The 25,382-nt window shown below is 50.4% G+C and carries 22 protein-coding genes and 3 pseudogenes; 4 read left to right on the forward strand and 21 right to left on the reverse strand.

Annotation, left to right across the window (positions count from 1 at the left end):
- Nucleotides 1–106 precede the first annotated feature (106 nt).
- The gene (locus M2108_RS01470) at nt 107–1,105 is read left to right on the forward strand and encodes a carbon-nitrogen hydrolase family protein (protein WP_277467705.1); all 999 of its coding nucleotides are present in this window, start codon (nt 107–109) and stop codon (nt 1,103–1,105) included.
- Between the two features lie 193 nt (nt 1,106–1,298).
- On the opposite strand, the gene M2108_RS01475 is transcribed toward M2108_RS01470, so the two are convergent.
- From M2108_RS01475 to M2108_RS01515, 10 genes and pseudogenes are all read right to left on the reverse strand, one after another.
- Nucleotides 1,299–1,484, reverse strand: a complete 186-nt coding sequence (locus tag M2108_RS01475; protein ID WP_277467704.1) for a hypothetical protein — start codon at nt 1,482–1,484, stop codon at nt 1,299–1,301.
- 97 nt (nt 1,485–1,581) lie between these two features.
- Complete coding sequence (locus tag M2108_RS01480; RefSeq protein WP_280776834.1) at nt 1,582–1,899, reverse strand: hypothetical protein; 318 nt, start codon at nt 1,897–1,899, stop codon at nt 1,582–1,584.
- A pseudogene (locus tag M2108_RS01485) lies at nt 1,882–2,253 on the reverse strand (hypothetical protein); the annotation flags it as partial. The pseudogene M2108_RS01485 and the gene M2108_RS01480, both read right to left, overlap by 18 nt.
- Nucleotides 2,254–2,255: 2 nt before the next feature.
- Nucleotides 2,256–2,327: pseudogene (locus M2108_RS31520) on the reverse strand (hypothetical protein); the annotation flags it as partial.
- A gap of 268 nt (nt 2,328–2,595) precedes the next feature.
- Entirely contained in the window at nt 2,596–3,648 is a 1,053-nt protein-coding gene (locus tag M2108_RS01490; protein WP_277467702.1) for a protein-glutamate methylesterase/protein-glutamine glutaminase, read from the reverse strand.
- A complete protein-coding gene (locus M2108_RS01495; RefSeq protein ID WP_277467701.1) occupies nt 3,645–4,469 on the reverse strand; it encodes a CheR family methyltransferase in 825 nt (274 codons plus the stop codon). The genes M2108_RS01490 and M2108_RS01495 overlap by 4 nt, the downstream gene beginning before the upstream one ends.
- A gap of 40 nt (nt 4,470–4,509) precedes the next feature.
- Nucleotides 4,510–8,598: a methyl-accepting chemotaxis protein gene (locus tag M2108_RS01500; protein WP_277467700.1), complete on the reverse strand. Its 4,089-nt coding sequence runs from the start codon at nt 8,596–8,598 to the stop codon at nt 4,510–4,512.
- Nucleotides 8,599–8,616: 18 nt separating this feature from the next.
- Complete coding sequence (locus M2108_RS01505) at nt 8,617–9,114, reverse strand: chemotaxis protein CheW (RefSeq protein ID WP_277467699.1); 498 nt, start codon at nt 9,112–9,114, stop codon at nt 8,617–8,619.
- Nucleotides 9,111–11,186 (reverse strand): chemotaxis protein CheA, encoded by a 2,076-nt coding sequence (locus M2108_RS01510; RefSeq protein WP_277467698.1) that lies wholly within the window; start codon nt 11,184–11,186, stop codon nt 9,111–9,113. The genes M2108_RS01505 and M2108_RS01510 overlap by 4 nt, the downstream gene beginning before the upstream one ends.
- Before the next feature lie 27 nt (nt 11,187–11,213).
- A complete protein-coding gene (locus M2108_RS01515) occupies nt 11,214–11,708 on the reverse strand; it encodes a chemotaxis protein CheW (RefSeq protein WP_280776836.1) in 495 nt (164 codons plus the stop codon).
- A 214-nt stretch (nt 11,709–11,922) separates the two neighbouring features.
- Between M2108_RS01515 and M2108_RS31525 the strand changes: the two genes are divergently transcribed.
- On the forward strand, nt 11,923–12,279 hold the full coding sequence (locus M2108_RS31525) for a transposase (RefSeq protein WP_481857199.1): 357 nt from the start codon (nt 11,923–11,925) through the stop codon (nt 12,277–12,279).
- A complete protein-coding gene (locus M2108_RS01520) occupies nt 12,263–13,099 on the forward strand; it encodes an IS3 family transposase (protein ID WP_481857204.1) in 837 nt (278 codons plus the stop codon). Before M2108_RS31525 ends, M2108_RS01520 begins: the two co-directional genes overlap by 17 nt.
- Before the next feature lie 51 nt (nt 13,100–13,150).
- On the opposite strand, the gene M2108_RS01525 is transcribed toward M2108_RS01520, so the two are convergent.
- From M2108_RS01525 to M2108_RS01535, 3 genes are read right to left on the reverse strand one after another with little or no spacing between them, the layout of a single operon-like run.
- Nucleotides 13,151–13,798 carry a response regulator transcription factor gene (locus M2108_RS01525; RefSeq protein WP_277467696.1) on the reverse strand — a complete coding sequence of 216 codons (648 nt, stop codon included), beginning with the start codon at nt 13,796–13,798 and terminating at the stop codon, nt 13,151–13,153.
- Nucleotides 13,795–15,837, reverse strand: a complete 2,043-nt coding sequence (locus M2108_RS01530; protein ID WP_277467695.1) for a sensor histidine kinase — start codon at nt 15,835–15,837, stop codon at nt 13,795–13,797. Before M2108_RS01530 ends, M2108_RS01525 begins: the two co-directional genes overlap by 4 nt.
- Before the next feature lie 53 nt (nt 15,838–15,890).
- Nucleotides 15,891–16,817, reverse strand: a complete 927-nt coding sequence (locus tag M2108_RS01535; protein WP_277467694.1) for a sensor domain-containing diguanylate cyclase — start codon at nt 16,815–16,817, stop codon at nt 15,891–15,893.
- Between the two features lie 592 nt (nt 16,818–17,409).
- On the opposite strand from M2108_RS01535, the gene M2108_RS01540 reads away from it, so the two are divergent.
- The gene (locus tag M2108_RS01540; RefSeq protein WP_277467693.1) at nt 17,410–17,535 is read left to right on the forward strand and encodes a hypothetical protein; all 126 of its coding nucleotides are present in this window, start codon (nt 17,410–17,412) and stop codon (nt 17,533–17,535) included.
- Nucleotides 17,536–17,699: 164 nt separating this feature from the next.
- Here the strand turns inward: M2108_RS01540 and M2108_RS01545 are convergent, their stop codons facing one another.
- The 8 genes and pseudogenes from M2108_RS01545 to M2108_RS01575 form a co-directional block, all read right to left on the reverse strand.
- Complete coding sequence (locus M2108_RS01545) at nt 17,700–17,840, reverse strand: hypothetical protein (protein WP_280776838.1); 141 nt, start codon at nt 17,838–17,840, stop codon at nt 17,700–17,702.
- 527 nt (nt 17,841–18,367) lie between these two features.
- Nucleotides 18,368–18,474: pseudogene (locus M2108_RS31530) on the reverse strand (YHYH domain-containing protein); the annotation flags it as partial.
- 257 nt (nt 18,475–18,731) lie between these two features.
- Entirely contained in the window at nt 18,732–19,718 is a 987-nt protein-coding gene (locus M2108_RS01550; protein ID WP_481856846.1) for an SIS domain-containing protein, read from the reverse strand.
- 97 nt (nt 19,719–19,815) lie between these two features.
- Nucleotides 19,816–21,231: an aspartate ammonia-lyase gene (gene aspA, locus M2108_RS01555; RefSeq protein ID WP_277467690.1), complete on the reverse strand. Its 1,416-nt coding sequence runs from the start codon at nt 21,229–21,231 to the stop codon at nt 19,816–19,818.
- Complete coding sequence (locus M2108_RS01560) at nt 21,212–22,663, reverse strand: NAD-dependent malic enzyme (RefSeq protein ID WP_277467689.1); 1,452 nt, start codon at nt 22,661–22,663, stop codon at nt 21,212–21,214. The genes aspA and M2108_RS01560 overlap by 20 nt, the downstream gene beginning before the upstream one ends.
- A 47-nt stretch (nt 22,664–22,710) precedes the next feature.
- On the reverse strand, nt 22,711–23,901 hold the full coding sequence (locus M2108_RS01565; RefSeq protein WP_277467687.1) for an MFS transporter: 1,191 nt from the start codon (nt 23,899–23,901) through the stop codon (nt 22,711–22,713).
- A 132-nt stretch (nt 23,902–24,033) separates the two neighbouring features.
- A complete protein-coding gene (locus M2108_RS01570) occupies nt 24,034–24,687 on the reverse strand; it encodes an amino acid ABC transporter permease (protein ID WP_277467686.1) in 654 nt (217 codons plus the stop codon).
- Entirely contained in the window at nt 24,638–25,366 is a 729-nt protein-coding gene (locus M2108_RS01575; protein ID WP_277467685.1) for an amino acid ABC transporter permease, read from the reverse strand. Before M2108_RS01575 ends, M2108_RS01570 begins: the two co-directional genes overlap by 50 nt.
- Nucleotides 25,367–25,382: the final 16 nt, after the last annotated feature.

Below are 25,382 nucleotides of genomic sequence, written 5' to 3' on the forward strand. Positions count from 1 at the left end.
TGATTGTTAAATAATATAACATGAATTATGATTTGGACAAGAAATTATTATTAAATGTCATTAAATATATCATAATGAAAATGATACTTATTTAGGAGGACTCTTAATGGAAAACTACGCTAAATTTAAAGCAGCTGCGGTTCAGGCCGCCCCCGTATTTTTAAACCTTGAAGCCACTGTTGATAAAACTTGCCGATTGGTAGACGAAGCCGCTGCAAACGGAGCAAAAGTGATTGCCTTCCCTGAAGCATTTATCCCGGGATATCCCTGGTGGATCTGGCTTGGCAACGCTGATTATGGGATGAAATATTACATTCAGTTATATAAAAATGCTGTTGAAATTCCAAGCCAATCGATTCAGAAGTTAAGTGAAGCCGCCAGACGAAACAAGGTTTACTTCTGCGTGTCCGTCACAGAAAAAGAGGGCGGCTCCTTATACCTCACCCAATTGTGGTTCGACCCGGCTGGAAGTTTGATTGGCAAGCATCGTAAGCTAAAAGCGACCAATGCCGAAAAAACGATTTGGGGAGACGGGGATGGAAGTATGATGCCGGTCTTCAATACCGAATTCGGAAATCTTGGCGGTCTGCAATGCTGGGAGCACCTACTACCTTTGAATATTGCCGCGATGGCCTCCATGAACGAACAAGTGCACGTGTCCTCCTGGCCGATCTTCATGCCTTATGACGGTCATTTATTCGGTACAGACGCCTGTGAAACAGCCGCTAAATTTTATGCAATATCTAACCAAGTCTTCTGCTTAATGGCGTCTCAGATATGGACGGAGGAAATGCGGGATATTGTTGGAGAAACGGAATACCAGAAAAATTACATGCAGCTTGGTCATGGATGTACCAAAATCATGGCGCCTAATGGCACAACAATAAGCAATACACTGGCCCATGATGAAGAGGGTATCGCTTATGCCGATGTTGATCTGGAGCAGATTATACCGGGTAAATTCCTCATTGACCATGCCGGTCACTACTCTACCCCTGGATTTTTAAGCTTGACGTTTGACAAGACTGTACACAAACCGGTGAAGACTATAGAAGGCAGTAAACCACAAACAATGACATACGAAGAAATTCAATTTACGGAGTAAGAGATTGTCGTGTAATCAGCAAAATCTCAAGAACTGTATGCATGAATTTACTAAATGGGATCATCGCGCTTTATGGCCGCCCGATGATCCCTCTAAATATATGTAATTTAACAGTACACACACCTTATCCACAAATGAAGTAAATCATCATTTAACAAGTAGCTTTTTATGAAATCTTAATCATCCAGCCTCTCTAAGCTGATCCGGCGACAGCGGCAATCATAGGTATCGTCAGCACGGACAGCAAGGTTGTAATGAAGATCAGCTGCGCGGCCAGATAGGAGTCCGCCTGATACTGCTCGGTAAGCACTGTAAGATTAGGCGGCGCAGGCATGGCTGCAATGACAACGGGGATGGCTTTGTTCGAAAAGGTTATCAATATGATGTAATTTTCGTCTTGTGTAATCGTAAGGTTAAGGATTAGATTAAAAAAGCTTTGCGAAATTACTTCTTAATATACCTAAATGATCTTATGATTAGACATTCATCAAATCGGCAATAGTACCATGTTCTTGTCCATTTTCGGCAATGGGATCAAGTTCTTGTCCAGAGCAAAGGACAAGAACTTGATCCCATAAAACAGAAAACCCGCGCTGGGCGCGTGCTCTAATGGGACTATGTTCTAGTCCACCGACAGTGTCGGAAGACAAGAACATAGTCCCTTGTAGGACAAGAACATGGTCCCATTGCCGAAACAAAGCGCAATCACTTCTCCAAAATTTGCGTCTTCCCGGATCAACAAAAGGCAACCGGTTTCTAGCCGGCTGCCAAGTTGAGTACAGAAGATCGTTCAAGCGGATGCCTCCCCATTTGACCCGCTCGAAATTTAGCACATTTAAATCCTCTTCCACATATTCTCGATCCGACATGAGTTGATGAAAATTACTATCCCTGCAGCTGCTGGTATTTGTCCACACCGAGCTCCGCTGTTAATAGTTATGCAGATGCAATCCTGAAGTTAGATCCCAGCTTGAAAGGGAGCTCCTCAGATAGACTTTTCTCGTTGACAAACTGTGCAGGAACGCAGCGGCTACCCGTTCCTTAGTAATCTCCTGATGCAATTCGTGCAATCGCTTGATGAGATCATCATGATGGATCGTTTTAGGATCGAACATAAGCCCTTTGCTATTGGCATAGTTGAAATCCTCAGCAGGAGCATTACATAGAGCAGCAGCAGGCCAACGATACTACCCGGAACCGGGAGATGCAGCAGCTTCTGCAGCTATTCTTCAGCCAAAAAAACACATACAATAGAGCAACTTCAGCAATAATACGGATAATTTTCACACAGCAGGAATTCCTTCAATCCTAAATTAAAAATCCTATGTAACACTTCCTCCTCTAGACTATCAGAACTTTCAGCAAATTTTCAATTATTTTTCGACTCTTGTAAGGATTTTCATTAAAAAATTCTAGTGCTCCTCCGTCAGTTTATGAATCAGTGCTAAAATGGCCCCTCTTCAAAGGGGCCGGACACTTGCTATTTGGCTTTATCCTTCAAAAGCCATATCAATCAGGTTTTCGTAAATTTGGTGAAGCGGCACCTGCCGGTCCGTCAGTCCCGCTTCATGGACGGACCTCGGCATACCGTAAACTACGCACGATTCCTCCGCTTCCGCAAGCACTCTGCCCTTCATCTTTTTTAGTTCCCGGCAGCCGGCCGTACCGTCGGTCCCCATACCGGTTAGGATTACGGTTAGTATCCGCCTTCCGTATACAGGGACCGCTGATGTCAGCGCGGCGTCGATTGACGGCTTGTAGAGATATCGCCCCATTGTATCACCAGCGACGGTAAGAAGAACAACTCCGTCCTTCTGCCGGACGACCTGTGTCTGAAACCCGGCGGGAGCGACATAAACGTTGCCCGGGGCCGGCACTTCGCCATTCTCCGCTTCCTTGATCGTTATCGGACACAGATTGTTGAAGCGGTCCGCCAGCGGCTTCGTAAAGCCGGCAGGCATATGCTGTACGACCAGTACCGGTATCGGAAAGGTTGCTGGAAAACGGAGCAGTATCGACTGCAGCGCAGAAGGTCCGCCGGTAGAGGAGCCGATAAGAATGAGGTCCACGGCAGGACGGCGCGACGCCAACTCCACTGAAGGAATCTCAGCCGGACGGCCCTGCCGCTCAATCCCCGACGGTTTCGCCTGAGCTACGCATTTCACCCGCTCCAGGAATGTTTTATGCTCACCCGCTTGTCCGTCTCCCCCGATCAGATGGTCCTTCAGAAAAAAATCAACCGCTCCATGCTCCAGCGCTTTTATGGTCGCTTCGGTCCCATGATCCGTCTGAACGCTGAGCATCACTACCGGTACGGGGTGGTCGGCCATGATGATTTTCAACGCTTCGATGCCGTCCATTTCGGGCATCTCCACATCCATAGTTACGATATCCGGTTTAAGCCGGTTTACCTTTTCTACCGCCTCCGCCCCGTTCCTTGCGATTCCTACTACATAGAAGTCAGGGTCTTCGTCGAACAGGAGGTGGATCGCTCTGCGCATAAAAGCGGAATCGTCCACAATGAGAACTCCGTATCTGCTCATAGCGCCTCAGTCCTTTTTCTGAAATAAAAAGTCTCCTTCGCCTTCACCGTATCGAATCCGAACTCCTGTCTCCGGATCGTTTCGGCATGGCCGAGGAACAGATAGCCTCCCGGCTTAAGCATCATGTAAAACCGCTCGATAATTCCGGAGACCGTATCCGGATCAAAGTAAATCAGCACATTGCGGCAAAAGATAGCGTCCATTGTCCCCATCCGGTCCTTATGGAACGGGTGGAGCAAATTTGTGTGATTGAATTCCACCAGACTCCGGATCTCCGCTTTAACCCTGTAGCCGTTTCCTTCGTCGTCGAAAAATTCGTCCAGTTGCTCGCCGGTTGTTCTCCGGAAACACAGGGATTGTTTAGGGTATAAGCCCTTCTCCGCCATAGAAAGCACCCGCTGGTTAATATCGCTGGCAATGATCTGTAAATTTCCGCGGCCGGCTATCCCTTCACGGGCCAGCACCATGCCGATGCTGTACGGTTCTTCTCCTGAAGAGCAGGCAGCGCTCCAGATACGCATTACGCCGCCCTGTCCCTGTGCGGATACTATGCCGGCCAGTTCCTTAAGCTGGGCTTCTTCCCGGAAAAAATAGGTTTCGTTGATTGTGACGCACTGCATTAAAAGTTCGATTTCCCTGGCATCCCTCTGTACATGTTCCGCATATTGCAAGACGGTCAAATTCAGCTCCTGAAGCCTTTTGGCGATTTTGGTCTGCAGGCTGTACAGATTATTTCTGTAATTCAGGCCGCTGTGGTCATAAATAATTTCGGCGATACGGCGCAGCGGAGCCTCATCCGCTTTCAGTTCATTTACACTCATGATCCTTTCCCTTTCTGATTGCTGCTATCCTAAAGAAAGCTTAGCGGAACCGGATTATGCCAAGGGCATGCCTAACCGTCTGGAGACGTTCACCCGCTCCCCTGCATTGCTGTCCGAAAAGCTGAAGCTCCTGAGCCGCTGCCGCCATACGGTCCGCCGCATCATGGGCTTTCACAGCCATTTCGCCCCCCAGTCCGCTGCTGGTGTTCAGCTGACCCCGCAAATGGCGAGACTCTGCCGCAGTTTGTACCGTCTGTTCTTCGAGCGTCTGAGCCAGTCGAAGCGAATCTTCCAGGCTCGCTGACAAGCGGGCTTCCGACAAATCCGCCGCGCTGGAGTGAAGTGTCATCCCCAGCTTCAAATACCGTCCGGCCGCCTCGCTGATTGTACCAGACCCTTCCTCCGCCTGGCCGAATTTTTCCATCAAGGCATTCCCTTCCTCAACCGAACTGCGGCACAGCTCCCGAAGCGAAGCTTGACGTTCGCCCAGTGTTTTGAGGCGTACCAACATCGCTTCCGCTTCGCCATGCTGAAGCTTAGCCTCGCGGCTCAGCATTCCGGATCCTTCCATCACCAAACCAAACCGCTCCTCCAAAGTGGAGAAGGCGCCGTCCTGTGCGGACAACACTTCATTCATCCAAACCAGCTTCTCCTTGGCCGAAGCGGAGCCGCCCGTTACAGCCTTGCCAATCTCCGCCTGCCGTTTCACCGCTTCCGTTACGGCAGCCGCCTGGTTGGTCACATTATTCGCCGCCGTAACGATACTGCGGCTTTGGCTCGCCTGCTCGGAAGCCGCCGCTGAAATCTGCTCCACCTGCTCGCGTGCATTGGTAATGCCTTGAATAACGTCCTCTGCGAAAGCGGCTTGTTCCTTAACGGCCGCTGTAACCATTTCGGCCTGTTTTGCCACATTCTCGAAGGAGGATGCCAATGACTGTCCTTGCTGGGTCTGCTGTTCCATCGCGGCGCTGATCATTGCAATTTGCTCGCGCGCATCGCTGATTCCCTGTTCCATCTCTTCGGCGCCGCGCTCCTGCTCCAGCGTCGCCGCCGTGACCATTTCCGCCTGCTTGGTCACATTCGTAACTGCATTCACGATTTCACGGCTCTGTTTCGCCAGCTCGCCTGTAGCATAGGAAATCTGGCCGACCTGCTCACGGGCATTGAGTACACCCTGGATCACCTGCTCCGCCGTATTCGCCTGCTCTTTGACAGCCGTCGATACCGTTTCCGCCTGCTTCGTTACATTCAGCGCAGCATCCGAGATCTCTTTTCCTTGCTTGGCCTGCTCGATCATGGCCTGGGAAACCTGGCGAACCTGCTCGCGTGCATTGCCTATTCCCTGAATGATCTCCCGAATTCCCCGCGCCTGCTCCATCGTGGCGATGGTTACGGCTTCCGCCTGTTTCGTTACATTTTCAACAGCGGTCACCACATCCCGGCTCTGCTTAGCCTGCTCGTTAATGGCTGTACTGATCTGTGCCACCTGCTCACGGGCATTTACAATCCCCTTGACGATTTCACCTGTACCGATAGACTGCTCCCGGACCGCATGGGTCACCAGCTCCGCCTGTTTGGTTACATTGGTTATGGCTTTGGCGATATCTTGTCCCTGTTTCGCCTGCTCCACGGTGGCGTGTGTCACCTGACGAACCTGTTCACGCGCATTGGTAATGCCGCGGATAATTTCCTCTGTTCCTGAAGCCTGTTCTTTGACCGCAACCGTGATCATTTCCGTCTGCTCCACCAGTTGGGAAATGACGCTGACTACATTTTCGGCGCCTTTCGCCTGTTCGGCGGTCGCCGTCGATATTTGACTGATTTCACCGGTAATGCGGTCTACCCCGGTCACGATCTTCTGGATGGCGCTGTCGGCTTCATCGGCGAGAACAGTGCCGTGCTGGACCTTCTGCGTACCCATATCGATTGCCTTGATTGCCTCCGACGTTTCGGACTGGATACCCTTGATCAGCTGGGCGATTTCCTTTGTCGCTTTGGCGCTCCGTTCAGCCAGCTTTCTCACTTCATCGGCTACAACGGCAAAACCTTTGCCGTGTTCACCTGCACGGGCCGCCTCGATGGCGGCGTTCAGCGCCAGGAGATTGGTCTGTTCAGCGATATCGTCGATCACCTCAATGATGCTGCCGATCTCATCGGAGCTCTTGCCCAGGTTGACCATGACCTTAGACGCTTGCGTTACCACCTCTTCGATCTCCTTCATCCCTTGCACCGATTGAATGACGGAGGACCGGCCTTCCTTCGCGTCTTTAAGCACCTCAACGGCCAGTCCGTTGACTGATTGAGCGTTCTTTGCAACTTGTTCAATGGAGGCTGCCATCTGCTGTATGGTGGCCGAGGTATCGCCGGTAAACCGCTGGAGCTGTTCGGCATTCCCTGCGACTCCCTTAACGGATTTCCCCATCTGTTCGATGGAAGCGGAGATCTGCTCCACCGAACTCGCTGTGCTTTCGCTGTTTCCCGCCACCTGCTGGATGGATGCCACCATTTCCTGTACGGAGTCATTCGTTTCCTTAGCGGATGCCGTTAAGCTTTCGGCATTGTCCTTAACGCCCTGGATGGAACGGCTCATCTCCTCAATGGAAGCTGAAATTTGTTCCACCGAACTCGCCGTGCTGTCGGCATTGCCGGCCACCTGCTGCACAGATGCCGCAATTTCCTGGATCGCCGCCGAGGTTTCCTCAGCCGAAGCAGTCAGACTTTCGGCGTTTGCCGCCACGCTCTGGATAGAACCGCCCGTCTCCTCGATAGATGCGGAGATCTGTTCCACTGAGCTCGCTGTGCTTTCCGCATTGCCGGCTACCTGCTCTATTGAGATGATCATCTCCTGTACGGAATCGGTCATTTCCTTAGCCGATGCGGCCAGGCTGTCCCCGTTTTGCGCTACGCCCCGGATAGAGCCGCCCAGCTCTTCGATTGAAACCGAGATTTGCTCCACTGAACCGGATGTACTCTCGGCATTGCCGGCGATTTGCTGCACGGAAGCTGCCATTTCCTGAATCGCGGCCGACGTTTCTTCCGCTGAAGCCGTGAGGCTCTCCGCATTGCGGGCAACCCCTTTGATGGAATTTCCCAGCTCCTCTACAGAGCGGGAAATTCCGTTTACCGATCCAACCGTGCTGGCTGCGTTACCCGCCACCCTGCCGATGGAGACGACTAGCTCGCCGATGGAAGCGTTGCTCTCCAGCGCAGATCCTGTCAGGCTGTCTGCATTTTGGGCAACACCTTTAACGGATACGCCCATCTCTTCCATCCGATCAGAAATCTCTTCGACTGAAGCGGATGCCGAGGCCGCATTGCCCGCCACCTGTTGAACCGAGGCGGCCATTTCCTGAATGGCTGCTGACGTTTCTTCCGCTGATGCCGTGAGACTTTCGGCGTTGTCTGTCAGGCCTTGTATGGAACCCGCCAAAACCTCGGACTGGACGCTTACATCTTCCACCGCATGGGCGCTAGCTTCAGCCTGGGCGTAGAATTGGGCGGAGGATCGGTTAATCTTCATAAAAGCAAGAAGGAATTCTTCAAGGCCTTGGTTTAACCGGCCCGCTTTTTCATCCAGTTTAAGGGAAGAACCCCCAAATCGCTCCGCTTGTTCGGTTACCCCCTGCAGTTCGGCACCGGACTCCCTTGTTTCCTCCGAGATCCGTTCGGCCGCTTCCTTCCAGCGTCCGCCCGCCGACTTCGCTTGCCCGAACACCTCATTTGTATCAGATGTGTATTCCTGAAGCATCTTCACGTTCTCCCGGAGTTCCTGGCCGGCTAACTTAAAAACCTCTTCCAGTGGCCCCGGGGAGCGATCTTCCATGACGGCCTGCTCCAGGCTGCGTCTAAGCAGTCCCGCAGTCCGGTGGGCATCATCGGTCGACCGACCCGTTTGTTCCGCCATCGTGGAGGCTGTATGCAGCGCATCCGCCATATTGCTCAGTTCCCGGGCAAGCGTCTTGGAGTCGCCTGCACGCCCGGCGCTTCCTTCTGCCAGCCTTACTGCCTGCTGTGCGGCTTCCTGCAGCGTTTCTCCAAGCAGCCCTGTCTGTTCGCCGGCCTGATTAACCTGAGATTCAATCCCCAGCTCAGCCATTCTTTTTTGTGTGATTTTTGAAATAAAACCCATCTGTAATTCCTCCTATTGTCAGCAGAACCTGCCGCTTCCCTGAATTAGATATTCTTCGCTTCCCAGCAGCGCTTGGGTGCCGAGAAGCATATAAATGCATGTATCTGTCTTGTACATAGCTTCCAAATAAGCATTGCTGCCAGACACAACCGCGGGCGGAAGCGGCTCCAGCCTGTCTGGAGATATCCGCAGCACCTTGGTCACTTCATCGACCAGCAAACCTGCTGAAATTCCATCTCGCTTTATTACGATAATCCGCTGTTTCTTCAACCTTGCTGAAATCGGAATTTCAAAAAGAGCCCTGACATCTACAACCGGGACCGTCTCCCCTCTGAGATTCAGCATCCCTGAAAGCATTCCCGGCATACCGGGAACTTTCGTCAGCTCCGGTACGAACAGAATGTGAACGACATTGGTAATCGGAACGGCGAGCTCCATCCCGTCAATCAGAAAAGCGACCAATTCATTCACGGCTGCCAGATCCTGCTTAGCGCCAGAGAAGGAAGGATTGTTCATCCGTTTATCTCCTCCTTAGCGATCCGGTCTCTGCCGGCCAGGTTAAAAATTCCAGTGACATCCATAATAAGGGCCACTCCGCCGTCGCCGAGTATAGTCGCCCCCGATATTCCCTCAACTTTCCCCACATAAGCGCCCATGGATTTGACGACGATCTCCTGATTACCGATCAATTCATCCACAACCAGCGCCATACGGCGGTCCGCAGACCCGATAATGACGATAAATACATTATTATCGCTGCCGAACTCCCGCTTGGGAACGTTGAAAAAGTCGTGAACCCATACCAGCTGAAGTACTTTGTCCCTGATCATGACAACGCGCTGCCCCTTGATCGAATGGATCTCGCGACCCGGCAGCCGCATGATTTCCACTACGCTGCTTATGGGGAGAGCGTAGACGGATTGATGGATCCGGATTAGCAGTCCACGGACAATGGCGAGCGTCAGAGGCAGCTTGATGGTAAACGTTGTACCTGCTCCCAGCCGGGTGTCCACATCAATCAAGCCGTTCAGCTTCTCAATATGACTGCGGACGATATCCATACCGACGCCGCGCCCGGAAATGTCGCTGAGCTCCTTCGCCGTAGAGAAGCCCGGTTCAAAAATTAGCTGTATCAGCTCTTGTTCTGACATTTGAGATGCCTGTGTCTGGGTGATTAGCTGCTTGCTTACAGCTATCCGGCCGATTTGCCGGGGATCGATCCCGGCCCCGTCGTCCACAAGACTTAAGACAACCTGATTCTCCTTGTGTTCTGCGCTCAGACGGATAATGCCCGTTTCCGGTTTGCCCGCACGGCGGCGGACGTCCGGCGTTTCTATGCCATGATCAAGACTGTTTCGGATGAGATGAATCAGCGGATCAGTAATTTCTTCAATTACGGTGCGGTCCACCTCTGTCTCCTTGCCTTCAAGGATAAGCTGTATGGACTTGCCCACCTTATGCGATAAATCCCGCACCATGCGGGGAAACCGGGTAAAGAGCCGTTCGATCGGGAGCATCCGGGTCTTCATCACGCTTTCCTGCAGCTCGCCCACAACACGTGAAATATGATTGGCGATGCTGTCGAAATCGTCCATCGTGTCGTCGGCGCCGCTTCCCAGCAGGTCGCGTATGACACTCCCAACCTGGGTAATCCGGGTTTGGTCGATAACCAGCTCGCCTACCAGGTTGATCAAATTTTCAAGCCGTTCCACATCTACGCGGACACTGGCTCCCGCAGTCCGTTTCGAATCGTTTCCCGGCTGCTGGACAGGCGAGGATGATTCCATAAGTGAACTCTCGTCGGCCGCAGCCGGCTGGGCCTGCTCAAGCGGGTGCAGCTCCTCATCCAGAAAGCGGATGTCCTCAACGCCTTCACCTTTGCAGATCTCGCGGCATTCCGACTCGATGCGCTCCCATTCATGGCCTGTTAGCAGAAAACGCAGCTTCAAGGGTTCCTCTTGCTCCTCTCCGATTTCTTGAACTGGAGGATACATATACAGAACCATCAACTTCTCTTCCAGCCATTTGTGCAGCAGAAGTGCACGCGCCGCTTTCATCTGGCAAGCGCCGTCGACCTTAACTTCGACGAACCGCCCCTGAAGCCCGGCTGCCCGTACTTCGTTCAAGAGCTCCCTCTCCTTGGAAACCAGAGGGATGTTCTCACCACAGGTCTTCCGTATCGCCAACCCGCTGATCGCGGCGGCTTCCTCCCCGGCGGCCAGCCTGCGCAGCTCCTTGACGACTTCACGGATATCGGCGCCTGTCGTCACTCCCTGCTCGACCTGACTCTTGAGCATGTTTAAGGTATCCAGACACCGGAACAGTGTATTGATCAGCTCCTCGGAAACCGACATACTCCCGGTCCTCATCCTGTCCAATACATTCTCCATCTCATGTGTAAGGTTTTTGATGTCTTCAAATCCCATTGCCGCCGAAGATCCCTTAAGCGTATGCGCCGCGCGGAACAGGCGCTGGATAACCGCCTCTTTGCCGCCCTCCTGCTCCAATATCATAATTTCCTGCTCCAGAAGCTGAATTTGTTCTTCCGCCTCTTCCAGATACAGTTTCATTAACTCGTTCCGGTTCAATTGGCTTCTCCCTCCTTCTCCGCCGGTCTAACGCAGAATGCTTCCTATATTGAGCAACGTAACGAATGCTTCGCCGAAATATCCGATTCCCGAAAAGTAGCGGCTGTCGATTCCGGCCGCACTCTCGCCCGGCTCCTCGATGGAGTCCAGTTGGATTACCTGCTGCACACAGTCCACCACCATTCCGACGATCTCATCGTCATGATTAACTACAACAATTCGGGTTGACCGGCCTGCGGCGGCCTCTTCCATGCCGAACCGTCTTCTCAGACTAATGATCGGTACGATTTTGCCCCGCAGGTTAGTCACGCCTTCCATAAAAAAACGGCTGTTAGGAACCTCGGTAATTTTTTGCATTTTAATAATTTCATATATTCCGGATATGGGGAGCGCGTATTCTTCCCCTCCCAGTTCGATAACGATAAATTGCTGGTCCGTCTGCTCCATGACCACCCTTGCCTTTCCTGTTTCTTGAGATACGGCGCGCAGCGCAGTAAGCAAATGTAAAACTGATTTCATCATACCTGCGGCACCCGTTTTGGTAACCGCAATTTTTCAAGTGCGTGCACGCAAAAGAACGCAACTTTGGATTGCGTTCCCTGTTTGCGGTCCGGCGCAAAATATAAAAAAAACTGCGGGAGCTTACGCAACTGGTATTATCCCCTTCAAGTAGACACTCGTAAAAAACCTTATGTGTTAACATGAGGAAATGAGTGAACTTGGAGGGGATTTTTGTATGGCGAAAAAGGGACAAGTATTTCAATCGTACTCAGAGGAATTCAAGGTAGAGGCTATTCAAGCCTATCTTAAAGGAGTAGAGAGCTACAAGATAGTCGCAGAAAGGTTGGGGATTGCGAACTGTACCCAGCTTAAAGTATGGGTAAAGAAATATCGGAATGGGGAGCCATTCGATACACGAAAAGGGGCAACAAGCCCTTTAAAAGGACGTCCACGTTCTACATTTGCCAGTATAGAAGAAGAACGGGACTACTTAAAGGCACAGGTGGACTACTTAAAAAGCGGTATCCAAATCTGTAAATGGAGGAGAGCTTGGACTACAAGACAAATATGCCATAATCGAAGAACTACGTGACCAGCATGGCGTCACCCGTCTATTAGCCATTGCAGATGTATCGCGGGCAAATTACTACAAGTGGCGAGGTGCACAGGCTCGACGAATAGATGCCCATGAGCAAGAGCACGCCATTAAAGAGCATATGGTGGCTATTCACTTGGCTCATCCCTATTTCGGGTACCCCCGAATGCAGGCAGCCCTGCGGGAGGCAGGCTGCCTCGTCAACCACAAGAAGGTATGGGGGCACACGAAAGAGCTGTCGATCCAGTCCGTCATTCGCAAGAAAAGGAGTCGTGCTGGCTCTGCTCCTTCTGTGGTCTACCCGAACCGATTAAAGCGTAAGTTTCATGCAACAGCACCTCAGCAGAAGCTAGTAACGGACATCACGTATATCTCAGACGGCACCCGCTTTTACTATCTGTCTGCTATTCAGGACCTCTTTAACAATGAGATTGTAGCTTGGCAGATCTCGGAGCGAAACGACGTAAACCTCGTCCTGGATACTGTTGCACAGTGGACACGGAAAAGAGACGTGTCTGAGGCCGTGCTCCATTCGGACCAAGGCTTTCAGTACACGTCTCAGGCGTACAACACACGATTAGAGGCATTCAGCGTCAAGGGCAGCCACTCTCGCAAAGCAACCTGCCTGGATAACGCCTGCATCGAATCCTTCTTTTCGCATCTGAAGACAGAAAAGTTGTACCTTCACCAGTGTAAGTCAGAAGCAGAGATTCATCAAGCCGTCGAGGAATATATCTACTTTTATAATTACCAACGTTTCCAGGCGAAACTCAAACAGCGCGCGCCGATCGAGTATCGGCACACGCTGGCTGCTTAGCTTTTTTTCATCTGTCTACTTGACAGGGGTATGACCAAACTACCGCAGTTTTTATAGAATGATATTCTCAAGGATACCAATATCCTTCGCTTTGCTGACAGCCTCGATTCTCGATTTGACGCCAAGCTTCTGAAACAGATGGGTCAAATGGTACTCCAGCGAGCGCTGACTCATATGCATCTGTTCCGAGATCTCCCGGTTTCCCTTCCCCAAAGCCACTTGGCGAAGCATTTCAATGTCACGGTGTAGCAGCGACGGCTTCTCTCCCGGTTCAGACCCATCCGCAGACGCGGACAAATTCCTCCGCATCGCCCGGAACATATCCAGCGGAAGTACCACCTCTTTGCGTGCCGCGCAGCGTATGGCCGTTATAAGCTGATCCCGCGTCCCCGTCTTTGGGACATACCCGGACAGGCCATGATCAATAAGACGGTTCAGATGAGGCATAATATCAAAACCGGTATATATGAGTATGCATGATTCCGGATATACATTCAGCACTTCGGCTGCAAGATCGATCCCGTTATACGGGGGCATAAAAAGATCGAACAGCATAACTTCGAACTTGCGACATTTCAGCAGCTCTATAAGTCCCGAGCCATGATTTTGTACTGTTACCTTAAAAAACGGATCCTGTTCAAGAATAAGCTTGGTTCCCTCCGTAACGGCAGGGTGATCGTCTAACAGCAAAATGTTCATTCTGATTCCTCCATAATCATGGTGTCGGGGAACATGGTGTTTTTAGAAGAATGATGACCGGGAAGGTAAACGTGAACTGTTAACCCCTCTCCCGGACAAGACTCCAGCTCACAATCGCCGTCAAGACTGCGAATACGTTCTTTTATGCCGTAAAGGCCCATTCGGGCATAAACATCCTCCAGCTGTGCAGATGGCAGGCCGATCCCGTTGTCCTGATATAACATTAAAATCCCGTCGTCATGGTTGACTAAAGTAATGTTCACGTCTTTAGCAAAAGAATGCTTTACCGCATTATTCAGCAGCTCCTGATTAATCCTGTAAAGAGCGAGCATTTGCTCATCCGGCAGTTTGGCTTTAAACCCGTCACTGTTAAAATGAATCTGGAAATCAGACCTCATCTGCACCTGTTCATACAGCGTTTCCAGCGCTTGCGTCAGTCCCCATTCCTTCAAAAAAGGAGGCCTCAGCTCGTTGCAGGTCGCTCTGATCTGGTACATCACATCCAGCATCCCCTCTCCGATCCGGTGCAGCTCCGGCTTTAGATCAGCGTTTACGTGAGGCGAATATTGGAGCATATCGAGTTTACGGTACCAGATGATTTGTTCCTGCAAAGCGGAATCGTGAAGATCCTGGGAAAGATGCTTGCGTTCCTTTTCGGATACAGCATACATCAGCCGGAGCAGCCAAGACGGCGTCCGGTGTCTTTGCGACAGCATCTCAAGCTCCGCTGTCAAATCCTTGATCTTCATCATATTTTCATAGACAGCGCTGGTATACCTTGCCAGCGTCTGAATCCAGGCACGGATAGCCTTGTTCTCTGTCCAGGCGCCGGCATCGCCGATCCAGGCCAGGCAGATTATTCCCCTTAGCTCACCTACCACAAAACATACGGAACGGTCCAGCCGGAACAGCTCTCCCACCGGCATTCGGATCCCGTTAAAGGTTTCCAGCCGCTTTATCTCCGCGTCGGGAGGAAAAACTCCCGTATGACATGCAAAGTGCCGAAATCCGGTGGTTTGAATAATAGCCTGGCTAGGGACACGGAGAACTTCCTGAAACTCGGTACAAAGACGCCTCTCCAGCTCCATAGGATTCATCATAAAGGAAACGTCCTCGGTAAAACGGTGCAGACTGTTCTGGAGCCTCAGATATAAATGTTCACTGTCGATGACCGTCTGTTCTGCCCGCTTACGGTCCGTGATGTCCCGGACGACTATAACCAGCTTCTCGACGGTTCCGCCAGAATCGGTCAAAGCTGTTCCATTTCCCTCCAGGTATACTTCAGTTCCGTCTGCATGAAAGAAGCGGAATTCGAAGTGAATTTCCCGTTCACCGCCGATCAGCTGGCCAAACTTCGCCTGGATAGGAGCTGCTGCCTCCGGGGACAGATAGTCCGTAACCGGGTAACGGTACAAATAAGAGCCTTTCGCATACCCCAGAATTTCCTCAAAGGAGGGTGACACATAAGTCGGAACCAGCCTTGGCGTGAGCACAAACACCATATCCGGCAGACTTGCCGCCACACGTTCGTATCTCGTCTTCTGTTTATTGAGCTGGAGCTGCATTTCCGCATATTCGGTCCGGTTAGCGGCAACGACAAATACGCCGCAGATGCTGCCGTGACGGTAGGCCGGACTGTAAGTCGTGCGCCAATAGGTTTGCTTTGAACCCATCTGCACTGGGGTATTCTCCAGCACGACGGTGTGTCCCCGGGAAGCTTTGAAGAACGCATCCTTAACCATTTCGCGGTTCCGGGGGAGGGCCAGCTCATATATGAAGGCACCCAGAGGAGCAACCCCCGCCCCGTCTACGAGTTGCTGTGCAACGGGATTGATGGCTGTAACCTTCCCGTGCAAGTTTAGCTCGAAGATAGCGTCCGTATGATGTTGAAGCAATGATTTGTAGTAACCGGCATTCATCTCGGCCGTTTCCAATTTAACGGCCTGTCTAGCATGACGGATCTTGTATACAGCGGCCACCCACAGCAACAAGACGGAGGCCGACAGCAAGAGGAGGTCAGTGGCTTTCTGGATGTTCACTCTAGATGTTCACTCCTGATTATCCAATAATTATTGTATTGAAACGTGCTTTCTTAATATGCGAAGCCGTGCCTGGAACGGTTTTTGACCGTCAGCATTTTCGAATCGGCCTGATGCAGCAGTCCCGTCAGCCCTTCGGTCCACAGCTCGGAGAACGCCAATCCAGCGCTGGCCAACAAGGGGCTTCCGTCCGGCAGAGACACTTTTTCCAAAGCCGCCAGAAGCGCCTGACTCTGCTCCAGCATCCGGCTGGGCGAACGCTCCCTGCTCAAGTTTACAAAGTAATCGGCCTGAAGCCGAATGGTTAACGAACCCTCTCCGAATACTTGCCTTTGAATGCGGGCGCACCGCGCCAGAAGGCTGTCACCGAACGCCTGTCCATACAGGCGGTTAACCGTCTTGAAGCCGTTAATGTCCATAACGACAACACTGAGCGGACGGAGCTTGAGATCTGCAGACTCCTGGAACTTTTCGAGAATTCTTCGGTTATACCCTTCGGTAATAGGGTCCACATACTGTTCGTACTGCGATCTCATCACATTCGACAATAGTGCGGCCATTGCATTAAACATATCAATGTCAGACTGGGTGAACCTGCGGATCCTGCGATCCAGTGCGCAAATGGTGCCAAAGGGCGTAGATTCGCCAAATATCAACGGGACCCCAATAAAGGAGCAATCGCCCAGCTTGCGTGTAACCTGGAGTGTGGCGGTTAACGGATCCGCAGCGGTGGAAGGGATAACCGTAGCTACCCGGCCTCCGGCGCATACGATCCTGCAGTAGGTCTCTTCAAAGGGCGCGTTAGTGCCCTCGGGAACCAGCTCTTCCCCGTTGCTGTAACTTTTGATAACACGGTTAATCCGGTTTTCATTCACAGCCACGAAGAGAGAGGTTACGTCTACAGACTTTTTAAGCACGTCGATGATATTCCGGGAAGCGGCTATAAAAGGCTCTGCGCTTGCAATCTCTTGGATAATCATTTCTGTTCTCCTTGAACAATAGTAGATGAATCCGTACATTTGCTTCCCGAGACGATATGTTCATCCCAATCATATGTATCGGAATTTGTTAACTTTTTTTTAATCTTTATTTTCTCTGTATTCCGGGAACCCGTCCTGCCCCTCTGCGGCAGCTAAAAAAGAAACAGGAGGTACCAGCGTTAACATCGCTTGCTTATTATAAGGGAGGCGCTAAACGTTAGAAACGAAAATCGCTTTTCGGTGAGCGCAACCTCTTTTGCGCGGTTACTACATCGGGCACTCAAAAACGCCTGGGACAACCCATGCAGGGCTTCCGGAGCGTCAACGGGAACATACGATTCTTATACCTGTAATGACATTCTTTTCTGGCACTCTTTCTGTCACCAGCAAGTTTCGATTGCCTGGCAAGTGATCAAAAGATCCATCACTAAGGTATTTTCATTAAAGGGTGGTTCTTAAATCAACCTATTTGAGAAAAGTATGTGGTCATTAAATCAGTAGATCTACGTGATCGATTGCTTTTGTTTCATTTACAAACAGGTTAATCGGATAAATGTTAAAATGGGATAAAGTCAGATTAAGGAGGCTGAGAGTGGAACTTCTTATTATCATCATTATTGGAGTTGGTTTAGCGGGTCTGATTGGGAACCAATATTCGATGCTAAGGAAAATGGAGAAAATCGAAGCAATTCTTCGTGAGATAAGGGATAAAAAATAAACAATATGCTATTCTAACTTACGGGAAACGTTAGTTCAACGACAGTAGCGGCAGTCTAAGACTTTATTTATCTAGTCTTGGACTGCCGCTGCTTTTATTTATGGATCAGTCTAAAACTTATTTTTCAAAAGCTACAGATTATTCAATTCAAAAACCGCGTTTAATCAATGACTCCAGTCTAAGACTTTATTTTCACCGAACAGCAGCTTGTGAATCGTCCCCTGGATGTGGATCGTTCTAATCACGGCCGTCAGCAGCTCGACGTTCATCGGCAATAGTACCATGTTCTTGTCCATTTTCGGCAATGGGACCAAGTTCTTGTCCTGAGCAAAGGACAAGAACTTGGTCCCATAAAACAGAAAACCCGCGCTGGGCGCGGGCTCTTATGGTACTATGTTCTTGTCTTCCTACAACTTATTTTAATCATCAAGTTACAACACACTTTTTTGATGAATCAAGTTTTTTATCAAAGTTCGTGTTGTAGGAATTATTATTTCCAAAGATTATTTAAATAATCAATGCTCAGAAATTATATTTTAATGAATCTCATCAAATATTTTTTTTAGTTTTTCCAAACCATTTTTACTGAATTCACCTTTAGTTACTCCAGCCTTTATTAAATCAATCATTAAATCTTCCTCCAAATCAAGCGGCCTAGGTTGGAAATGTTGCTTCCCATCCTCATCAATATTATAGTATGCAAACCTAATTTCTTCACGATCAAGTTCTTAAATTTTAATTTTTTGAATCACGGGTCTGTATGTTTTGAGATTAAGTTCACCCTCTACTTTAACTGTACAGTAGCGTGTATCATTCACCATCATAGTTTCACCGAGTTGTTCAATATCTTATTGTGGTAATGATATTCGCCGTACTCTAAGCCCCATTTGGAACAATTCTTTTTGCATGTCCGCCGTTCGAATCCGTCCGCCCTGGATGAGTGACCCGCTTGCTGCACTGGATATAAGAATTAAAGACAATAAAGAAGTAACAATGACCTTTTTATTCTGCACATTCTCCTGCTGGTTCTATTTACCTATGAATCATAACATATTGAATATCATAAAGGAATATAATTACTGGTATTAATTGTGATATAATTCACTAGAAAAGATAAGGAAGGCGGCAGTACCTGTTAAAGCCAGCTGCTTTGCAGGTCCTGCCGCATAAATAATTGATTCAGGAAATTTTAGATCTTAGTAAGGAACCTTGAACATGTAACGGCGGTGCTCCAGAGGATGGTTGCGGGCCGCAGCCAGTTCTACCGCATAGACACGAAGAATGAAGTTAAGTGCTAGCGGAGCAAGGTAGCCTTTCATTTCTTCATCTACCCCTGTCCAGTCCACCTCTTTGGCATCGAGTACCAAGAATTTCTCCCCGTGCTCCTTCAAAAATTTCAGCGCGCGCTCTTCCATTGGCCGGGTGGCATCAAGACCCATCAAGAGAATGAAAGGCATTTTTTTATCCAGGATTTCGAACGGTCCATGGAAGAATTCGCCGGCATGAATGGCATGGGAGTTGATCCACTGCATCTCCATCAGTATACAGATTGCGAAAGAGTAAGCAATACCGTAGTTAGAACCGCTCGCCATTGTGTAGATGACGGGCTCATCTTTGTAGGCTGCAGCGAATTCTTTTGCCGGAGCGGTATAGTTTGTTTTAATAAACTTCATGACCTTATCCAAATGAGGGAGGCTCGACAGTAGCTTTTCATACTTCTTGTTGCCTTCTTTGACATAAAGCAGGCCCATCGTTAAGCGGTATAGAATGGCATAGTTAGCGATCTCCGGATGTGGATCAAGCTCGCCTGGAGGCGCCCAGCTGTAATTAACAATATAATCGGACTCGTCGGCAAGCGGAGCAGTTTCTACATACATCAGTGAGACGGTCAGGGCACCCTTGCTCTTCGCGAATTTTGCAGCTTCCGTTGTTTCCGGCGTCTTGCCTTTGTGGGAACAAAGGATTACCAAGGAGTTTTCGCCGAGCAATGACGGATCTCTGTAGATGAATTCATTGGAATTGAATACTTCAGCCTTGACTGTAGTAGATTCACGGTCAATGAAATATTTACTTGGGTACATCAATGCGGAGGAACCGCCGCAGGCGACTAAAAATACCTGGTTAATCGTTCTTGTTTTGTAAGCCTCGATAATCTGGTTTACCTGATCTTGTGCAGTTTGCAACACGTTTGCTACGCTCATGATTTCTCCTCCTGGCTCAACATGTTATAAGTTGTTATATATATACTTATACATTTTTTGGCGCGAAATGTCAACTTTTTTATAAACTTTTTTCTCCTGCAATGCCGGGACTGGTCATTTGGAAGGGATCCAGTATAGCGTCCAACTGATTTTCATCAAGCAGATCATAGTAAAGCACCATCTCCCGCACTGACCTTCCTGTCTTCAGTGCTTCGCTGGCAATCATTGCGGATGCCTCATAGCCCAGATATGGATTAAGCGCGGTCATAACACCCACACTCTGCTCTACGTACTGCCGGCAGCGCTCGGCATTCGCTGTAATACCCTCCAGGCAATATTGACGGAACACGCTGAAGGTCTGTTTCATCATGCTGAGGGACTGCAGAAGATTGTATACCATGACCGGCTCCATTACATTCAGCTCCAGCTGGCCTGCTTCAGAAGCGAGGCAAATCGTATGGTCATTGCCGATCACCTGGAATGCAACCTGGTTTACGATTTCACACATTACTGGATTGACCTTCCCTGGCATAATAGAAGAACCAGGCTGACGGGATGGCAGCTGAATTTCCCCCAGCCCCGCTCTTGGACCTGATGCCATAAGGCGAAGATCATTGGCAATTTTGGACATGTTAATCATGCAAACCTTCAGTGCAGAGGATATTTCGGTAAACACGTCCGTGTTTTGTGTCGCATCCGGAAGATGCTCGGCCTGACGGAGCGGCAGTCCGCTTATGTCTGCAAGCTCTTGAACAACATGCGTCACATAAAGAGGATCGGCATTCAGGCCGGTGCCGATCGCCGTGGCGCCCATATTAATCTCTAACAGATTTGCCCTGGTGCGCTCAATCCGCAAGATATCCCGCTTAGCCACTCTGGCGTATGCCTCGAATTCCTGGCCGAGCCGGATCGGCACGGCATCCTGCAAGTGTGTCCTGCCCATTTTAATTACGCTGTCAAACTCCTGTGCCTTCCCTGCAAATGTGTCCTGCACTAGACGCAATTCATGAAGCAGCTCGTCGATCAGACTGGCTGCAGCAATATGCGCAGCTGTGGGGAAGCAATCGTTGGTCGACTGCGACATGTTCACATGTGTATTCGGACTGACCAGCCCGTAGTCACCTATGACGCCTCCAAGCAGCTCGATCGCTCTGTTCGCCAGTACTTCATTCGTATTCATATTGATGGACGTGCCTGCCCCGCCCTGCAGCGGGTCTACAACAAATTGATCATGCCACTGGCCTGCGATAATTTCTGCAGCTGCTTGTTCAATGGCAAGGCCGATTCTCGGTTCAAGTCTTAAGGTCATACGATTGGCGCGCGCAGCAGCCAGCTTCACCATGGCAAATGCCTGGATTAGACGCTCGTGAAGCCGGTATCCGGTGATCGGAAAGTTTTCGGCCGCCCGCAATGTCTGAATGCCGTAGTATACATCTCCGGGAACATGACGCTCTCCCAGAAAATCCTTTTCAACCCTACAGTCCCGGAGCTGCATAGGCGGCACTCCTTTCTTCCTGGGCGGGGCCGCGGAAATCAGGCGGGATACGCCTTGCGACTGATGTCTGAATGGCCGCCTCGATCACCGCCGCTCTCACCTTGGCGACCACCTGATCATTAAAGATGCTTGGAATGATATACTGCTCGTTCAACTTGGATGTGCCGACAACTTCAGCGATTGCCCGCGCAGCAGCCAGCTTCATCGTTTCATTAATCTCGCCGGCCCGGCAGTCCAGCGCGGCGCGGAAAACTCCGGGAAAAACGAGCACGTTGTTAATCTGGTTCGGATAATCGCTTCGTCCTGTCGCATAAATGCGGACATGCGGAAGTGCCTCCTCCGGTGAGATTTCGGGATCTGGATTGGCCATCGCGAACACGATTGCATCCCCGGCCATTTTCCGTACATCGCTTGACGCAAGTACCTTTGCACGGGAAACACCAATAAATACATCCGCTCCTTCGATGACTTCACTGAGGGGGCCGTGACATGTGCTTACTCCGGGCTGCGCGGCCAGCCACTGCCACATGGGCTGCTCGTAGCTTCCACCACGTTCAAGGGCACCGTCACGGTCAACAGGGGTCAGCTGACTTACACCTGCGGCAAGAAGCATTTTGCAGATCGATACTCCCGCTGCCCCGATTCCATTGACGACAACACGAATATCCTCGATTGATTTCCCGACTACCTTCAGCGCGTTGAACAGTCCGGCAAGGACGACGATGGCTGTGCCGTGCTGGTCATCATGAAATACAGGAATATCCAGCTCCTCCTGCAGACGGTGCTCAATTTCAAAGCAGCGCGGAGAACTGATGTCTTCAAGGTTGATGCCTCCAAAAATCGGACTGATCGCCTTCACCGTGCGGATAATTTCCTCCGTATCCGTGGAATCAATACAAATCGGAAAGGCATCGACATCGGCCAGTTGTTTGAACAGCATCGCTTTGCCCTCCATCACGGGTGCGGCTGCGTAGGGGCCGATATCGCCCAGACCCAATACAGCAGATCCGTCGGTAATGACCGCTACTGTATTCCGTTTTATTGTAAGGGTGTGGGCTTTCTTCGGATCCTCTGCGATTGCGGCACAGACTCTGGCGACCCCCGGCGTATAGACACGCGACAGGTCGTCACGGTTCTTCACCTGCATCTTTGGTTGAATGGCAATTTTACCGCCGAGATGAGCGAGGAAGGTACGGTCCGAAATATGGATAATTGAAATACCGTCAACAAACCGGAGTGCGCCAATAAGGGCTTCGCTCCCCTCCTTGCCCGCCTGAACAGTAACGTCTCTCACAGACGAGGAAATTCCTGAGCTGATAATATCAACAGTAACAATATCGCCTCCGAACCGGCTGACTGTCTGGGCCACTTCACCAAAAGATGCCCGCTCATGGCAGAATTCTATGCGGAGCATCAAGCTTTCATATCCCATTGCGAACCTCTCCTTGTGTCTTTAATGTACAGAAGTGACCCTATTCCCTAGGATGCAGCTTTTTCGGCTGCCCCCTTGTTGAGCAGCGCGAACCCTGCAGCGCCGATGATACTGAGTACAGCCGCGCCGCCGAACAGAAGCTGATACCCGCCAGCTTCGATAACATAACCGCCAATATTGCTTGCTATAATACCGGCTATATTGGTATAGACGACTATGAAGAGTGAATGTGCAGTCGTCTTCGTGTGCGCCGGGCTTGCGTCATAAGCATAATTGATGCCTGTCGCCAGAAAGAGCGCATAGGTAATACCCGATAAGACCTGATTCATCATCAGAATCCCAAATGCCGGCTCCAACGAAAGAATGTACCAGCGCAAAGCTCCGGCCAGTGACACGAGTGTAAGCGTACGTGTGTAACCCAGCTTGCCGATGAGGAAGCCCGAGAATAGAAAGACGGGGATCTCTGCGATTGAAGAGATTGTATAGAGAATGCCGATCTTACCGGAAGCCTCTCCGCCGAAGTGGCTAATGTATACCGAAAAGAATGCATTGTTCAGCTGGGGGCCAATCGCAGAAATGAATACCGGAATGAGAAACAGCAGAAACCGCCGTTCTTTCAGGAGCGGCAGCATTTCTCTGAATATTCCGCCTCTCCGCTCCGGCCGTTCCGCCCTTCCCCGCTTCTGCTTCAAATCCGGGCCCAGAGTGAAACTGAGCGCACACATCAGCGCCATCGTTACGATGTAAGAAGGGAACAGCATCGACAATCCATACTTGTCATATATGATGCCAAAGAGGGTAACAGACAGACCGAAGCTGATGGAGCCGACTACCCGTATCGCCCCGTAGCTGAGCGCGTTTTTCTTCGCGTGCCGGACCGTTACAGCATCTACTACCGGTAGTGTTGCCGAAGCAAACAGCGCAAGCACGATAGAAATACCAACGTAAGCAGCAAAACTATGATTGGACAATGGATACAGAAGCATTACCCACGGGGTTATGCCCATGCTGCCGATCAGGACGTGCTTGGCAACACCGTAATAGTCGATGAGCATCCCCCATACGGGCTGCATGAGAAATCCGACCAGCGGACCGATAGAGAAGATAAATCCGATCTGCCCTGCGCTCAGCCCATCTTCAGCGAACCAATAGCTTAAAAAGGGCAGATATGACGCATAAGCAATATAGAAAAAGTAGTTATATATGTGCATCGAATATTTTCGGATGCCCCCTGGCATAAGCGCCTCCCTGTGTGCCGGCAAGCTGGCCCTGAAAGTTTCCAGATCGGGCGATTTTGAACATAAAATGTTCATTAGAACGATCTGTATATAGTCAATATTCGTCCCTGTCCGCTTCCCTGCTTGTTACGGCTAACGGTACGTCCCTTCCAGGCGCTTGGCGAGCATGGATAGCGGAAAACAAATGATGAAATAGACCGCCAGTACGAGTGTATACATCTGTGTTGCCACCGATAACCCTTCCATCAGCTCAACGCGCTCGATCACAAGCTGAACAGACTTGAGAAAATCCTGGTTGCCGATCAGCACCGACAGCGAGGTGGATTGGATCAGGTTAGACATAAGCCCAATAACTGAAGGCAGCATGCGGCGGACTGCCTGAGGCAGGATAACATAGCGCATCGTCTGAAATGAGCTTAATCCAAGGGCAACGCTCGCTTCTGTCTGCGCTGCAGGTATCGATTGAATCGCGCCCCTTACAGCGACGGAAATGTTGGCGCTGCTCCAAAGACTGAGCGCGATCATAGCGGAAATGAAGCTGTTCACGTTAATCCCGAACTCAGGCAGCAGAAAGAAAACGAGAAAGAGGGTAATGAGAATCGGCAATCCGCGGAACAACTCCGCATATCCCCGCATGAGGAGTGCGATTGCCTTGTTATGTGCCGTCTGCAGGACTCCGGCCAGTATGCCGAGTACGAGCGCAATACCCAGACAGCAAAGGCTCAGCAAGATGGTATTAATCAGCCCGTCGAGGATAAAGTTTAAGTTTTTGGATAATACCTCCATTTAAGCCCCTGCCTTTCGTCGTATTAGTCTTGTAATCCAGCTTGCGTTCGATGATCCGGAACAGATACGAGGTCACCCAGATCAGGATGAGATAAATCACAGCAATTGTCGCCAGCATCTCATAGGTCTTAAAATCGTAAGCTATCCGGTCTACAGCCATGAACGTCAGCTCCGCTACACCGATACTGGTCATGTAAGCCGAGTTCTTGATGACGGATACGGCCGTATTGCTGAATGCAGGGAAGCTGATGCGAAAACCAAGGGGAATGATGACAAAGCGGACGATTTGCCAAGTACTCATACCGAGCGCCTGGCCGGACTCGATCAGCGCATTCGGGACAGCATCCGTGCCTCCGCGGAAATTCTCTGCCGCAAACGCCCCTCCCCACAGAGAGAGGGCGATGATACCGACAGCAACTGCAGATAATTTAATGCCAAGTGCCGGAAGCACGAAGTACAGATAAAATACATGTACGAGCAGCGGTGTGTTTCGGATTAGATCAACGTAGATGACGACGATCTGCGACAGCACGGGAATTTTTAGTGTCCTGATGACTGCGCCGCTCATCCCGATGATCAGCGAGGCAATGATGCCTGTAATGCTGATCAGGATCGTCATCTTAAGCCCTGTGAAGAGCAGCGGCAGTGTGTTCAGGATATAACTGAAATCGAAATTCACGACCAAGCACCTCCTC

The sequence above is a fragment of the Paenibacillus sp. PastM-3 genome, assembly GCF_029893965.1.
Taxonomy (GTDB): domain Bacteria; phylum Bacillota; class Bacilli; order Paenibacillales; family Paenibacillaceae; genus Paenibacillus_AQ.